Annotated in this window: 12 protein-coding genes and 1 pseudogene; 7 read left to right on the forward strand and 6 right to left on the reverse strand. The window is 60.6% G+C overall.

Going from position 1 to position 15,346, the window contains the following annotated elements:
* Positions 1-597: 597 nt before the first annotated feature.
* Positions 598-1,191, reverse strand: coding sequence for a TetR/AcrR family transcriptional regulator (locus BREU_RS04005; RefSeq protein ID WP_044090060.1), 594 nt, complete (start codon positions 1,189-1,191; stop codon positions 598-600).
* Positions 1,192-1,388: 197 nt separating this feature from the next.
* On the opposite strand from BREU_RS04005, the gene BREU_RS04010 reads away from it, so the two are divergent.
* Entirely contained in the window at positions 1,389-2,729 is a 1,341-nt protein-coding gene (locus tag BREU_RS04010) for a YhgE/Pip domain-containing protein (protein WP_052382016.1), read from the forward strand.
* Between the two features lie 49 nt (positions 2,730-2,778).
* On the opposite strand, the gene BREU_RS04015 is transcribed toward BREU_RS04010, so the two are convergent.
* The 4 genes from BREU_RS04015 to BREU_RS12300 form a co-directional block, all read right to left on the reverse strand.
* On the reverse strand, positions 2,779-2,991 hold the full coding sequence (locus BREU_RS04015) for a helix-turn-helix domain-containing protein (RefSeq protein ID WP_044090058.1): 213 nt from the start codon (positions 2,989-2,991) through the stop codon (positions 2,779-2,781).
* The gene (locus BREU_RS04020) at positions 2,992-3,639 is read right to left on the reverse strand and encodes a DUF2975 domain-containing protein (protein WP_052382017.1); all 648 of its coding nucleotides are present in this window, start codon (positions 3,637-3,639) and stop codon (positions 2,992-2,994) included.
* Between the two features lie 275 nt (positions 3,640-3,914).
* A complete protein-coding gene (locus BREU_RS04025) occupies positions 3,915-4,526 on the reverse strand; it encodes a sugar O-acetyltransferase (RefSeq protein ID WP_202962215.1) in 612 nt (203 codons plus the stop codon).
* A 333-nt stretch (positions 4,527-4,859) separates the two neighbouring features.
* Positions 4,860-5,321: a hypothetical protein gene (locus BREU_RS12300; protein WP_238566996.1), complete on the reverse strand. Its 462-nt coding sequence runs from the start codon at positions 5,319-5,321 to the stop codon at positions 4,860-4,862.
* Between the two features lie 1,410 nt (positions 5,322-6,731).
* Between BREU_RS12300 and efp the strand changes: the two genes are divergently transcribed.
* The 6 genes and pseudogenes from efp to gmk all read left to right on the forward strand — a co-directional run bounded on the left by efp (position 6,732) and on the right by gmk (position 14,307).
* Positions 6,732-7,295, forward strand: coding sequence for an elongation factor P (gene efp / locus BREU_RS04035; protein WP_044090080.1), 564 nt, complete (start codon positions 6,732-6,734; stop codon positions 7,293-7,295).
* A gap of 32 nt (positions 7,296-7,327) precedes the next feature.
* Positions 7,328-7,900 (forward strand): transcription antitermination factor NusB, encoded by a 573-nt coding sequence (gene nusB, locus BREU_RS04040; RefSeq protein ID WP_044090056.1) that lies wholly within the window; start codon positions 7,328-7,330, stop codon positions 7,898-7,900.
* A 212-nt stretch (positions 7,901-8,112) separates the two neighbouring features.
* Positions 8,113-9,333 carry a glutamine-hydrolyzing carbamoyl-phosphate synthase small subunit gene (carA, locus tag BREU_RS04045; protein ID WP_044090079.1) on the forward strand — a complete coding sequence of 407 codons (1,221 nt, stop codon included), beginning with the start codon at positions 8,113-8,115 and terminating at the stop codon, positions 9,331-9,333.
* Position 9,334: 1 nt separating this feature from the next.
* Positions 9,335-12,718 (forward strand): carbamoyl-phosphate synthase large subunit, encoded by a 3,384-nt coding sequence (gene carB / locus BREU_RS04050; RefSeq protein ID WP_044090055.1) that lies wholly within the window; start codon positions 9,335-9,337, stop codon positions 12,716-12,718.
* Positions 12,718-13,635, forward strand: a pseudogene (gene pyrF / locus BREU_RS12305) (orotidine-5'-phosphate decarboxylase); the annotation flags it as partial. The gene carB and the pseudogene pyrF, both read left to right, overlap by 1 nt.
* A gap of 9 nt (positions 13,636-13,644) precedes the next feature.
* Entirely contained in the window at positions 13,645-14,307 is a 663-nt protein-coding gene (gene gmk / locus BREU_RS12310) for a guanylate kinase (protein WP_238567000.1), read from the forward strand.
* A gap of 193 nt (positions 14,308-14,500) precedes the next feature.
* Here the strand turns inward: gmk and BREU_RS04060 are convergent, their stop codons facing one another.
* The gene (locus tag BREU_RS04060; protein WP_044090054.1) at positions 14,501-15,214 is read right to left on the reverse strand and encodes a 3'-5' exonuclease; all 714 of its coding nucleotides are present in this window, start codon (positions 15,212-15,214) and stop codon (positions 14,501-14,503) included.
* Positions 15,215-15,346: the final 132 nt, after the last annotated feature.

Below are 15,346 nucleotides of genomic sequence, written 5' to 3' on the forward strand. Positions count from 1 at the left end.
AAGCGCTGGGCAGCTCGGCTGCGCGGTCGTGTGACTGTGTGTGACTGGCGGCTGCTCTAATAAGCGGTTGCTTGGATGAGCAGCGCATCTGGAGGCTCTCCTGTGATGGACCGCATCTGGCAATTGGCTGAACTGAAGTACTTCAGGTTCGCAATTGTCAGGTGCGGTTTCATGTTTGCTTGTGTGCAGTACCGCTGTTCGTGATGTTGTGATGAGTCCGTCTCGAGTGCGATGTTGCCGCCTCGGATGCGGCGCGGTGGCTTGAATTGAGGTCCGGCGGCTTGCGGAGTGGTTTTGGCGGGTGTTGTGTGGTCCGGTGTGGAACATGCGCAGTGGAACATGCGTGGGACGATGCGCGCAATAGGGCGTTTTTGCAGTTCCGTCCCACTCGGTTCCGAAAGGGTGGATTATAGGGGTAGGTAAAAACGGCCTGTTCTGTGGTTTTTATGGTTGCCGTTGTGAGATAAGTATCCTCGCAGGTTCCGCATGGTCAAGGGGTGGGTGAACGAGGCTAACGTTCTGTCATGGTAACAGTCGAATGCTCGCTGCACGCCGATGCCCCTATCCGTGCGCTCTGCATCTCGTCCCTGCCGTTCCTTACTGCTCCTTCAGCGAGTGCACGAGCTGGGAGACGGTCCGGGGAACAGGGGATTGACTAATCCAATCGGGGTCAAAGGTCTTGGATTCAAGCATCCCCTGCACCGAACTGAGCATACCCAGGATGCCGCTGGCGGCGAATTCCGCTGTGATGCGTTGCACGGGGCTCAGCGATTCCGGCGGGACGCCGATCGAGGATAGCCAGATGTCTATGACGAAACTCTTGAGCTGCCGTACCAGCCCGGCCGAACCATGTGGCCCGGCGATCAGTATGAGCTTGTGAATGCAGTCGAGATACTCGGGGTCGGTGAGGCGCTTGCCATAGTCGCTGATGGCATCCACATCATCCGGTTGGCGAATGAGATGGACGATGAATGCGGCGACGTTCGATTTCGCATACAGTGCGGCGATGGCGTCGTCGGCCAGCTCCGGGATTGACGTGTAATGGTAGTAGAAGGCGCTGCGATTCAGTCCGCTCTCTCGAGTGATGTCGCTGACGGTGATCTGTGCATATGATTTCACCTCCATCAATCGCCAGAACGTCTGCTGCATCTTCTCGGGCGCGCCTTGCTCGTCCGCTTTCGGTCGTCCCATATTCAATCTCCTCGTCTTATTCATCGATGGACGCCACCTTCGCCGGCCATAATCGGCGCTGTGTCGCCGTCATCAATGACCTGTCCTCTATAACCCAACATCATATCGAGTTATGGGGATTTATATTCCACAGCGTGTTGGGTATTCTCGTCGTTCGGTTGGGTTCGTTGTGAATCCGCGAACGAGAGGAACCTATGATGGAATCGTTGCAAAAGCGAGCGAAATACGGTCTGCCGCTGATAGTGATCATCGCCGTCTCCTGCCTGATGGCGCTGATGTTCTACCCGATGATGAACGCGCAGATCAGGGAGCTGCCGGTCGCCATCCTGTCGCTGGACGAAGGTGCGACCACCGCCCAAGGGGAGGTCAATGTGGGCGATGCGATGGTCAAGAAGCTGACCGGAGCCTCGGATGGTGCCTCATCGTCCGACAGTGCCGACGAACAGCCGATGGTCTGGACCGAGGTCGATTCTCAGGGCGATCTCGACAAGGCCTTCGCCGATCATGACTACTACGCCGCAATCGTGATTCCGAAGGACTTCACTGCCAAGCAGATGGCCGTAAAGCAGGCGGCGGCCAAGGCTCAGATCGAGTCCGCCACGGCGCTTGCGCAGACCATGACCAAGGCGCAGGCCGAAGCGGCGGGGCAGGGGCTGACCGGAGCCGCCGCACAGCAGTATGTGCAGGCGGCGATGCAGAAGGCCATCGCCGCTCAGTCCGGCGATACGGCCGGTGCCGCCGGTTCCGCGTCCGCCGGTACCACCGCTTCCAATGCATCCGGCACATCCGCTTCGGCCGACGACGAGAACGCCCCGTCCGTCACCCTTACCATCGACAACTCGAAGAGCCCGCTCGTCGCCAGCCTGCTCAAGCAGAGCGTGCCGGCTATGCTTTCCCAGAGCGGCGCGAAGGTGGAGGTCAAGACGATCAACGCCGGCGACGTCAAGTCCAACAGCAGTCTGCCCACCGCGGCGATGATGGGGCAGAACGTGCTCATCATGCCCACGTATATGATGTCGCTGATCGTCGCCGTGCTCACCGTGATGCAGCTCGGCCGCAAGCGTTATGATTCCAAGCCGCAACGTTGGGTGTCCTTCGGCGTGCAGTTGTGCGCCGCGCTCGTCTGGTCGCTGTGCATCGCGCTTGGTGCGTGCTGCATCTTCGCCATGTTGGGCTCCGGTTGGCCGCCGGCCTCGATGATTGGGTTCCTGTGGCTCGCCAGCTTCGCCGTCATGTCGGTGATGCTCGCGCTGATGAACATCGCGATACCGCTCGGCGTGCTCTGCGGCGTCCTTGGTCTCGGCCTCGGCATGACCAGCGGTCTGTTCCCATACGAGCTGCTGCCCGGTTTCTGGCATGACTGGGTCTACGGCTGGGTACCGCAGCGCTATATCGGCGACGGTGTGCGCGCGGTGCTCTACAGTGGCGACGGCTGGTGGAACGCCGCATCCGAACCGCTGATGGTCGTGGTGTGCGTCGGTCTGGTGGTGTTCATCGTTGCCGGACTGCTGCCGCTCGGCAAGCGCGGGCGCGACTGATGCGGGGCGCTCCCTGTCCGTGGCGTGCCGTGTGTCGGTTACTCGTTGGCTATCGTCCTTCATCCACGAACTCGAGGATGTCGCCGGGCTGGCAATCCAGCACCTTGCAGATCTGATCGAGCGTGGAGAACCGAATCGCCTTGGCGCGGCCGTTCTTCAGAATCGATACGTTGGCCGGCGTGATATTGATGCGGTCGGCCAGCTCACCCACGCCCATCTTGCGCTTGGCCAGCATCACGTCGAGATTGATGCGGATCGCCATTCAGATCACCGCCTCAAGCTCGCTGCGCTGTGCGATGGCGGCGCTGAGCAGCGAGCGCATCACCAGCATCAGCAGGATGAACGCGGCGATGAGCAGCAGCGCCACCAGACATGCCAGGCCGACCGCCGGCATGGTCATCGAGGCGTTGAAGCAGTCGCCGCTGGTTGGGTCGCAGTACTGGAAGTCGGCGAACAGGCCGAACAGCAGCACGAACAGCACGAGGGCTCCTTCGGCCGCCGCGCAGACGATGGTCGCATTCGTCCACCATACCGCCTTGCCGGAGAACACGTCGCGGCGCTTGACCAGATCCAGGAGCCTCCATAGGGGGATCAATGCCACTTCGAAGCATGCGACCCCTAGGATTCCGGCGATGGTGTACGGCCAGCGGGCCGGCGCGGTCTCGGGATACAGCGCGACCACGTCGCCGGCCATCATATAGATGACGTACTGCCCCCACAGGCATATCAGCTCGAAGAGCACGATGAACCCCTTGAGCACCGCGATCGCCGTGGGGTGGTACTCCTGCCACATCGCGGCGTCCTCGGGGGTGTTCTCGACGTCGTCGCCCGGGACTGCCGGGGTCCCGGGCGGCGACCCGGTTGGATGGTCCGAATTGTTGGGATGGTTGGGATGACTCAGCGCGCCCATGATGACCGCCCTTTCCTGATGGCGTTTGTGTTGCCGTGTTTCTTGGCTGTGCCCGTGCCGCCGTGCGTGTGTTGCCGTGCTTTTCCTGCCGAACCGACCCATCCGTGGGTTCGATTGTATTTCAATACTATTATATCGAAATTCGATATGTCAAGCAGGGTTTGAGTAGTTCGGGCGGAATCATGAAAGGGTTGCGGTGCTGGCGTGGATCTGATACGCGGATCTGATGCGCAGGCGTGGCGTGGCGGGCTTTTGCCGTGGCCTGTCTCGCCGGATCACTCCCAAACGTCAAGCTTGCGGCGCTTGAAGTAGTATTCACGGTCCTGTTCGCCGATGGGGCGTACCACCTGGCAGGGCGCGCCGTAGGCGACCGAGTCCGCGGGGATGTCGTGGGTGACGACCGAGCCGGCGCCAATCACGGTGTTGTCGCCGATGGTGACGCCTGGCAGGATGGTCACATTCGCGCCGACCCATACGTTGCGCCCGATGACGACGGGAATCGCATACACGTAATGATGTTCGCGCAGGATGGGCAGTACCGGGTGACCTGCGGTGGCGATGACCACGTTCGGGCCGAACATGCACCAGTCGCCGATGGTGATGTCGGCGTCGTCCACGCAGGTGAAGTTCACGTTACAGTAGACGCCCTTGCCCATGTGCACATGATGGAATCCCCAGTTGGCGTGTGCCGGAGTCTCTACGTGGCAGCCCTCGCCGATTTCAGCGAACATCTCCTTGAGCAGCCGTTGCTTGCCGGCCTGATCGGTGGGATGGGTCTGGTTGAACTCCCAGAGCTTCTCCTGATACTCGAGCTGACCGCCCATAATGCTGGGGTCGTCATAGTGGTAGGGGAGCTGTTCGCTGCGGCGTGCTGCATTGTCCATCATGATCACGGTCCTTTGCTTGGTCCCATGCGCTTCCAATAATGGTTGCGTTATCATCCTAGCTGCTGCAGAAGCTTGCTGCGATACCTGGTCCTTATCCGGGCGCAACGGGCTGCATGTTCGCGTCTCGACGTGAGCGCCGCGCACATACGGTTTGTTGAGAGGCGCGGAATGGCTGTATGTTCGCGTCTTGACGAGTGCGCCGCGCACATACAGCCTGTTGGAAGGCCGGAAAAGACCGTAAGTTCGCGACTATGCCGTCGAGACGCGAACATACAGCCTCTGCCGGTCGGGTGCAGGCTCGAAGCCCCGTTGCTCGAGGCGCATTGCAGGCCGCTACAGTTCGCGTCCGGTCACATCGGTTGCGTGCTCATACCGCGCATTCATGCCGACCGTGGGGACTCGTGCATCGATGAGCTTGCGTATGAGCGGAGCCCGTTGGGCCGCTTCCTGATAATTCGTGCGGATGATCGCAGTCACTCCGGCTCGTCTCAGCGCATCCTCGCGATCTCGTTCTGCCTGGACCACGGTATGCACGTTGTTGCCGTTGGTCATTGCCGGATCGGTGTATTTTGCCGCGCCATCGTATTCCAGCACGATGATGCGCCCATCCTCCGTGTGCCATATGAAATCCACACGGTACTTCATCCAGGAGGAATCGGTGTCGGTGAATACATGCTGGAGTTGCGGCGTAGCGAATCCCTCTTCGATGATCACCGCCCTGCAGAATGATTCGCCGCCGTTTTCGCTCAGCGGATTCGCATAATGGAGCAGTCGCATGACGCTGCCGCAATCCATGCGCATTCCGTCGCAGATGTCTAATACCTCCTGCGCTGTGACCAGATGGTTGCGCATCGCCGAGTCGAACATCGGGAGGGTTTGGACAAAAGGATATCGGGTTGCGCAATCGACCAAGGTCCTCGCTGGTGAGGTTATGCGGACCATGTCGGTGATGTCGTGTTGTCTGACACCGGGTATTGCGGTCTGCGTCATCCCCGTGGATGCTGGGTCTTGCGTCCCGCATGATTCCAAGGTTAATGAGCCTTGCATCAATTTGCTTCCAAGGCCCTTGTTATGCCGATATTGCAGCACCGTCGAAACGGGCGGGTTGGTCATGCTGATTCGCTGTAGCTTCCGATATGTTCGCTTGGGGCTGCCGGTGGATGACACAATGAATATGGATCCCGTGTTATGCAGGTTCCAGCCGTATTCGAGATGCAGCATCGATGCCGCACTGAGCCCGGCGAAAACACGGTTCGGGAATTGCCGGGATAGTGTACGGATGATATGCCGCGAGCGTTCAGCGGGATTCAAATTGCCCCAATATGAGGAGCGGGCGTAGACGTTTCGATACGGGCGCACCAGATAACCATTGCGGAGTCGGACGTATGTGGCTTGTCGCAAGGCGTTGGACGTGGGGTAGAAGCAGCGCTGGTTGCGTTCGGCGTCGTCGCAGAGCGCATCAAGTTCGATATGTGTTCTCATACAGCCATGGTTGCTCGAACGCATGTGCCAAGGCAAGCGGATTCAGGGTATGTGGTTCCAGCTTCAGTTTCAGACAGGATAATGTGGATAACTCATCCGCTGTTGTGCGGCTTTGCGCATGGTTGTGCAGTTTTGTGTGGTCGGAGCGTATGACGCTCAGCATGGCGCTCGTGTCAAGCTGCTGGCATCGGCTGTTTTTCGGTTTAGGCGGGCGTTCTGAGGTGTACGACAGGTGTGCGCCGGGGTGCTCGACGCCCAACAGGCTGTATGTGCGCGTCTTGACGAGTGCGCCGCGCACATACAGCCTGTTGAGAGGCGCGGAATGGCTGTATGTTCGCGTCTTGACGAGACCGCCGCGCACATACAGCCTGTTGAGAGGCTAGAAAGGACCGTAAGTTCGCGACTATGCCGTCGAGACGCGAACATACGGTCTTCTGCAGTCCGTTGGAGGACAATCCGGAGGACGACCTGGAGGGCAATCGGGAAGGGGGATCTGGAGGATGGTCCGGAGGGCAATCGGGAAGGACGACCTGGAGGACGATTCAGAGGGTGACCTGGAGGGCAATCCGGAGGGCGATGTCTCAGGGCGCCATCCGTGATCCCGGGCACTGTTGGCACGCGGTGAACGCGACGGTTCTTGCGCTGTATACCGGTTGTGGCATAATTGCCAAGGCAATTTTGGGCATTGCCCTAGAAGTTTGAATTTGAAAACAGGTGAATAACGTGGCACAGACTACCAACGACATCAAGAACGGTTCTGTTCTGAACCTGGACGGCCAGCTGTGGACTGTCATGAAGTTCCAGCACGTCAAGCCGGGCAAGGGCCCCGCTTTCGTGCGCACCACCATCAAGAACGTGCTCTCCGGCAAGATCGTGGACAAGACCTTCAACGCCGGCATGAAGATCGAATTCGAGACCGTGGACAACCGTACGCTCCAGTACTCCTACGAGGACGGCGACAACTTCGTGTTCATGGACATGGACACTTACGACCAGATCTATGTGCCGCAGGCTCTGGTGGGCGACAAGGCCAAGTTCCTGCTCGAAGGCACCGACTGCATCGTCTCCTTCCACGATGGCACCCCGCTGAACGTCGAACTGCCGGGTTCCGTGGTCCTGACCGTCACTCACACCGAGCCGGGCCTGCAGGGCAACCGCTCCAACGCCGGCACGAAGCCGGCCACCGTCGAGACCGGCGCCGAAATCCAGGTGCCGCTGTTCATCAACGAGGGCGACCGCGTCAAGATCAACACCGAAGACGGCTCCTACACCGGCCGCGAGAACTGATTCTTCCCCGATACTGGAGGATTGACAGCAGTATGGCACGTTCCACCGCGCGCAAGAGGGCGTTGAACACCCTGTATGAGGCAGATGAAAAGAGCCAGGACATCCTATCTCTGCTCGATGAGCGCATCGCCCAGCCAGGCGCCCAGACCCCGCTTCCCGATTACGCCATCGAAATCGTTCGTGGTGTGGCCGAGCACCGTCGTGAAATCGACCGGACCCTGAACGAATGCTCGACGGGTTGGACGGTCAGGCGCATGGGCGTGGTGGATCGCAATATCCTGCGCATCGCCACGTGGGAGATTCTGTTCAACGACGAGGTGCCTGACAAGGTGGCCATCGACGAGGCTTTGGCATTGGCCAAGACCCTGTGCGATGATGACGCCCCGGCCTTCATCCACGGACTGCTCTCGGCGGTGTGCACAGCTAGGGACAACGCCGAAATAGCCGCGAACGCGGAAGAAGAGGTCGCCGAGATGGACGATCAGTCGGAAGACGGCACGTCCCCGGAGTCCGTCGAAACACTGGACTCCGGTGATTCCTCCAGTCCTTCCGATGCCGTCGACGCCGCGACGCCGTCCGCTGAACCTCAGCAGACGGTGGAATAGTCATTGTGTTACAGCCTCCCCATTGGGGGAGGCTTTTTTATGGGCGGTCCCGATTCCCCGCCAGCAGGAACAGGACCGAATGCAGCAACTCACGCCGTTGCGAGAATGCGGCGTGTGAGTCTTCGCTGGCCTATAACCTTGGTACGAATACCCGAAAGAAGCATAAGGGGGTTTTGGTGAGCCAGAATGAGTCCGGAACCGTCGATATTCCCATGTATGACAAGGACGATGCTGTTCTTGTTTTGGAAGACGGACAGGTATATGTGGGGGAGCCTTACGGCGCCTTGGGCAAGACGACCGGTGAGATCGTCTTCGCCACCGGCATGACCGGATACCAGGAGACGCTCACCGATCCCAGCTACGATCGACAGATCGTCGTTCAGACCTTCCCGCACATCGGGGACACCGGCGTCAATGACGAGGACCCCGAGTCCTCGCGCATCTGGGTCGCCGGCTATGTGGTGCGCGACCCCTCGCCGAATGTGAGCAACTGGCGCGCCGAAGGCAGCCTGGACGATGACCTCAAGAGGAACGACATCGTTTCGCTGAGCCACATCGACACCCGCAAGCTGGTGCGTCACCTGCGTTCGGCAGGTGTGATGCGCGCCGGCATCTTCTCCGGTGAGGCGCTGGTCGATGGCGGCACAGGCCGGCTTCGCGATGTGGCCAGTCTGCTCGAAGACGTCAAAGCCACTCCTCAGATGCAAGGCCTGAGCCTGTACGACGAGGTCTCCACCAAGGAGATGTACACCATCGAGCCGTGTGGCGAATACGAAGGCAAGGAACCGCTGTACACCGTCGCCGCAGTGGATCTCGGCATCAAGGGCATGACCCCGCACCGTATGGCCGAACGCGGCTGCCGCGTGCATGTGGTCCCCTCCACCACCACCTTCGAACAGATCGAGGCACTGAACCCCGATGGCGTGTTCTTCTCCAACGGCCCGGGTGACCCGGAGCAGGCCGGCCCCGAGATTGAGTTGCTCCGCAAGGTGCTGGACGCCGGATACCCGTTCTTCGGCATCTGCTTCGGTAACCAGCTGCTGGGACGGGCGCTCGGATTCGGTACCTACAAGCTCAAGTTCGGTCACCGTGGCATCAACCAGCCGGTCAAGGACGTGACCACCGGCAAGGTCGAGGTCACCGCCCACAACCATGGCTTCGCAGTCGATGCCCCAATCGGCAAGACGGTGGACGCGCCGTTCGAGGATGGCAAATACGGCAAGGTGTTCGTCAGCCACATCGATTTGAACGACGACGTGGTCGAGGGCCTGCAGTGCGTGGACATCCCCGCGTTCTCCGTCCAGTACCACCCGGAGGCGGCAGCAGGTCCGCACGACGCGGCATACCTGTTCGATCGTTTCTGCGATCTTATGAAGAACAACCCGCGCGACGCTCGCGCTAATGTCAACAACGATTCCAAGGAAGGTAAGTGATATGCCGAAGCGCACCGACATCAAATCCGTGATGGTCATCGGCTCCGGCCCGATCGTGATCGGTCAGGCCGCGGAGTTCGATTACTCGGGCACCCAGGCATGCCGCGTCCTGCGTGAGGAAGGCATCCGTGTCATCCTCGTCAACTCAAACCCGGCCACCATCATGACCGATCCTGAGATGGCCGACGCCACCTATATCGAACCGATCGCCACCCCCATTCTCGAGCAGATCATCGCCAAGGAACGCCCTGACGCATTGCTGCCGACCCTGGGCGGCCAGACCGCGCTCAACGCCGCCATGGCCCTAGGCGAGGCGGGTGTGCTCAAGAAGTACAACGTCGAGCTGATCGGTGCCTCCCTCGAGGCTATCGATCGAGGCGAGGACCGAGAGCTCTTCAAGAAGGTCGTTGATGAGGCGGGCGCCGAATCCGCGCGCTCCCGCATCGCTCACAGCCTTGAGGAATGCGACCGCATCGCCGAGGAGCTCGGCTACCCGCTGGTCGTGCGCCCGAGCTTCACGATGGGCGGCCTCGGCTCCGGCATCGCGCACGACGAGGAGGAGCTGCACCGCATCGCCGGCGCGGGCATCCACTATTCGCCGACTGACGAAGTACTCATCGAGGAAGGCATCGAAGGCTGGAAGGAATTCGAGCTCGAGCTCATGCGCGACCGCAACGACAACGTAGTGGTCGTCTGCCCTATTGAGAACGTCGACCCGGTCGGCGTGCACACCGGTGACTCCATCACCGTGGCGCCATGCTTCACCCTGACCGATCGCGAATACCAGAAGCTGCGCGACATCGGCATCGCCATCATCCGCGGTGTGGGCGTGGACACCGGCGGCTGCAACATCCAGTTCGCCGTACATCCCAAGACCGGCCGCATCATCGTCATCGAGATGAATCCGCGCGTCTCCCGCTCCTCCGCGCTGGCGTCCAAGGCCACCGGCTTCCCGATTGCCAAGATTGCCACCAAGCTGGCCCTCGGATACACGCTCGACGAGATCCGCAACGACATTACGCAGTCCACGCCGGCCTCCTTCGAGCCGACCATCGACTACGTCGTCACCAAGGTGCCGCGCTTCGCCTTCGAGAAGTTCCCGGGCGCCGACCCGACCCTGACCACTTCGATGAAGTCCGTAGGCGAGGCGATGGCACTGGCCGGCAACTTCCAGGAGTCCCTGGGCAAGGCCATGCGCTCCATCGACAAGCGTCACATGGGCTTCAACTGGGACGGTGAGCAACCGTCCGCCGAGGAGGTCGCTGAGCTGCTCGAACAGGTCAAGGTGCCTACTGAGCACCGCTATCTGCAGCTTATGCGCGCCATCTGGGGCGGCGCCACCATCGAGCAGCTGTATGCGGCCACCAAGATCGACCCGTGGTTCCTGAAGCAGATCATGCTGATCAACGACATGGCCATGACCGTCCGCGAGGCCGAGACCCTGACCCCGAAGCTCCTGAAGAAGGCCAAGCTCGCCGGCCTGTCCGATGTGCAGATCGCACATCTGCGCGGCCTTGGCGACGGGGGAGAGAACACCGTCCGCGAGCTGCGCTGGAACTACGGCATCCGTCCGGTCTACAAGACCGTGGACACCTGCGCTGCCGAATTCGATGCGGCCACGCCGTACTACTACTCCTGCTACGCAGACGAGACCGAGTTGCGTCCGCGCGAACGCGAGGCCGTGATCATCCTCGGCTCCGGCCCGAACCGCATCGGCCAGGGCATCGAGTTCGACTACACCTGCGTGCACGCGGTGCAGGAGCTCGGCAAGGACTATGACACGATCATGGTCAACTGCAACCCGGAGACCGTGTCCACCGACTACGACATGTCCGACCGCCTGTATTTCGAGCCGCTCACCTTCGAAGACGTGCTCGAGATCTACGAGGCCGAAAAGAAGATGGGCCCGGTCAAGGGCGTCATCGTGCAGCTCGGCGGTCAGACCCCGCTCTCCCTGGCGGCGCGTCTGAAGGCCGCCGGTGTGCCGATTCTCGGCACCACGCCGGAATCCATCGACTTGGCCGAAAACCGTGAACTTTTCGGCGAGGTCCTGAAGAAGGCGGAGATGAACGCCCCGCGTTACGGCACCGCCCTGAGCCTCGAAGAGGCCATGGACGCCGCCCACCGCATCGGCTACCCGGTGCTCGTGCGCCCGAGCTACGTACTCGGCGGACGCGGTATGGAAATCGTCTACGACGACAAGCAGCTCACCAAGTACGTGGATCGCGCGCTGGCCGAAGCCAAGGCCGACACCGTCGTATCCGGCCGTCTGCCATCCCCGCTGTTGATCGACAAGTTCCTGCAGGACGCCATCGAAATCGATGTCGATGCGCTGTTCGACGGCGAGGAACTGTACATCGGCGGCATCATGGAGCACGTCGAGGAAGCCGGCGTGCACTCCGGCGACGCCGCATGCACGCTGCCCCCGTCCACCCTGTCCGACGACCAGATCCGCCGCCTGCGTGAGGGCACATATGCCATCGCCAAGGGCTGCCATGTGCAGGGCCTGATCAACGTCCAGTATGCGTTCATGGCCAATACGCTGTATGTCATCGAAGCCAACCCGCGCGCATCCCGCACGGTGCCGTTCGCTTCCAAGGCGACCGGTGTGGCGCTGGCCAAGGCCGCTGCGCGCATCATGGCCGGCGAGACCATCGCCGACCAGCGCAAGAACGGTCTGTTGCTGCCCAAGGGCGACGGCGGCGTGATGCACCGCGGCCAGCAGGTGGCGGTCAAGGAATCCGTGATGCCGTTCAAGCGATTCCGCACCCCGGTCGGCAAGACCGTGGACATCCTGCTCGGACCTGAGATGCGCTCCACCGGCGAGGTCATGGGCTTCGACCGCGACTTCCCGCACGCGTTCGCCAAGAGCCAGCTTGCGGCATATGACGGTGGCCTGCCGACCCACGGCAACGTGTTCATCTCCGTGAACGACACCGACAAGCGTCAGCTGCCGCTGATCGCCGTGCGCCTTGAAGAACTCGGCTTCAAGATCTGGGCCACCGAGGGCACCGCATCCGTGCTGCGCCGCTACGGCATCGATTCCAATGTCGTGGACAAGATCAGCACCCGTGTGGACTCAGATCCGGATGCGCCGGTGGTCGTCCACCATGCCGAGGGTTCCGTGGGCAAGAATGTGGTGCAGCTCATCGAGGACGGCAAGATCGACATGATCCTCAACACGCCGAACTCCCGAGGCTCCCGTTCCGACGGCTACTCCATCCGCGCGGCAGCAATTGCAGCGGATTTGCCCCAGTTCACCACCGTCACTGAATTCCAGGCTGCCCTCCTCGCCATCGAGGCCGTGAAGCATAATGATTATCAGATCATGAGCATCCAGGATCATTCGAAGCAGCTGTTCGAATTAGAGAGACAGGAGTTCTGATGGTTACACCCAGCAGCGAGGAGTTGAACGCGCAGCGTTCCGATTTCGGTTTGCGTCTGAGCAACTCTATGGCAAAATATGGGCCGTTATGTGTGGGCATCGATCCGCACCGGAAGCTTCTCGCCGACTGGGGGTATAACGTCGACGCCGAAGGCGCGGAACTGTTTTCCATGCGTATGTTGCAGGCAGCCAGCGGCTGCGCCGCGGCGGTCAAATTCCAGACGCCTATGTTCGAGCGCTACGGCTCCAAGGGGTTCGAAGCGCTCGAGCGTGTGCTCTATGCGGCACGCCAGATGGGCGTCATCACCATCGTGGACTGCCTGCACGGCGGTCTGCCCACCACCATCTCCGCCATCGCGGACGCGTATTTCAAGCCGAACTCCCCGATGCTGGCGGATGCCATCACGCTGCTGCCATACTATGGCGCACGTTCGCTCAATGGCCTTATCTCCGAGGCTCTGGACAATGGTCGCGGCGTGTTCGTCGCATCGCTGACCTCCAATCCTGAAGGCATGAGCCTGCAGACGGCCATCCGCCAGTCCGGCGACTACCAGGGCCACACGGTCGCCTATGGCATCGCCGCGACCGCCCAGAAGCACAACGTGGACATCGAGGGCATGGGATCCGTCGGATTGATCATCGGCGCGACCATCGGCCAGTGGATTCAGGATTCCGGTGTGGATCCTTCCCAGTTCACCGGTCCTATCCTCTCCCCGGGCTATGGCTGGCAAGGCGCTGAGGCCAAGGACCTCAAGACGGTATTCAAGGGTACCCGCGGCAACGTACTGGTCACCGTATCGCGCTTCATCGCTTCTCATGGTCCGGATATCAGCGCTCTGAAGCAAGCCACCGAATCCATCGCCCTTGACGTGCGTCAGGCATTGTACGAGGCCATGAACGAAGGCGAAAACAAGGAAAAGGACGGTATGGGAACCAATACCGCGAACGAGAACGCTAGCGCCAACAGCGAGACGGCGGCAGTCGATTCGGCGAATGTCGCCCAGGGCGACAAGCCCAAGGGACGCTTGGTGGTGCTTACCGGACCCGCAGGCGTCGGCAAGGGCACTGTGGAGAACGCGATGCGCAAGAAGCATCCGGGAGTGTGGCTGTCTGTGTCCGCCACTACCCGCAAGCCGAGGCCGGGCGAAGTCAATGGTGTCAACTACTGGTTCCTGACTGACCAGGAGTTCTCCGCCAAGGAGAACAAGGGCGAGTTCCTGGAAACCGCTCTGGTGCATGGCCTCGCACGCTACGGCACCCCGTTGAAGCCGGTGCAGGAGCATCTGGCCGAAGGCGTCCCCACCTTGCTGGAAATCGATTTGCAAGGTGCCCGCCGTATCAAGGAGCGTGCCGCGGAGCTTGGCGTGGATGTGGTGTATGTGTTCATCGCGCCGCCGAGCTTCGATGAGCTGGTACGCCGTCTCAAGGGTCGTGGCACCGAGTCCGAGGCGGAAGTGAACAAACGCCTCGAGACCGCCAAGGTGGAACTCGCCGCCGAAAACGAGTTCGACGTGACCATCGTCAACGACAATGTCGATCGCGCCGCAGACGAGCTGTGGTCGGTCATCGCCAGGGAATACGGTCTGTGACCCGGTGATTTAGTGGTTTGTCTCGCAATTGTCTAAGCGGTATTGGCCCCCTCTGACGAGGGGGCTGGCGGCGAAGCCGACTGGGGGAGAGATAGGAATCTGAAATACTCGTTTCATAAGTGAGCTGGACCTCTAGCGATTGCGGATTCGCGGTCGTTTTGTGGCTCCCCTTTGTGGGGAGCCACAATCATGTTCAGCGCAGCACGAGTTGCCGATGCCTGATATCGGCGCTGGTCTTGGCGGGAACCATACGCCACCCGAAATGCTCCAGATTGTGTTGCTGGATGTACCGGCGCATCCATTCGAAGCATTCCTGTGTCTGGATCGCATCGCTCAGCGCGCGATGCTCCTCATTGTCGGCAATGCCGAACCGTACGATAAGATCGGCCAGACGATGATGCCGGTGTTCGGGGAACAGGACGCGGCTGATCTGCATGGTGTCGTAATCGGTGCACATGAACGACGAACCTGCGATATGGCGGGCATTGTAATCGAGAAAACGTAGATCGAAACTGACGTTATGCCCCACAATCGGCTCTATGCCGATTCGCTCCGGTGAAGACAGAGCAGGAGCGTCGTCCAGCCAATCGATGAATCGGGGAAGCACTTCATCAATCGGATCGCAATCGGCCACCATGACGTCACTGATGCCGGTCAGAGCGGTGATTTGCGCGGGAATGGGGCGCAACGGATTGATCAATTCTTGGAATTGGTCGATGACTCGCCCGTTCCGTACGCGGACCGCACCGATTTCGGTGATGGCGCAACGGTTCGGATAAAAACCGGTGGTTTCCAGATCAAGTGTCACATAATCGCGTGGGAATCCGGATTTATCGGTATTGAACGATGCCGTGGCGGACGGGGAAGGGGAAGGCCGGCCGAAAACGTTGATGTCGGAATACGTCACGCATGCTCCTCAGGGTGTGCTGTTTCGAGTGCCCATTGTAGCGGAAGCCGGGCAAGTCCGTCGTGTCATCGCCGGTGGCGGTCTTGAGCGTCCATGCGGGTTTCACTGAATGAATATGCAACGCAATCGTAA

The organism is Bifidobacterium reuteri DSM 23975 (assembly GCF_000741695.1).
Lineage (GTDB): Bacteria > Actinomycetota > Actinomycetes > Actinomycetales > Bifidobacteriaceae > Bifidobacterium > Bifidobacterium reuteri.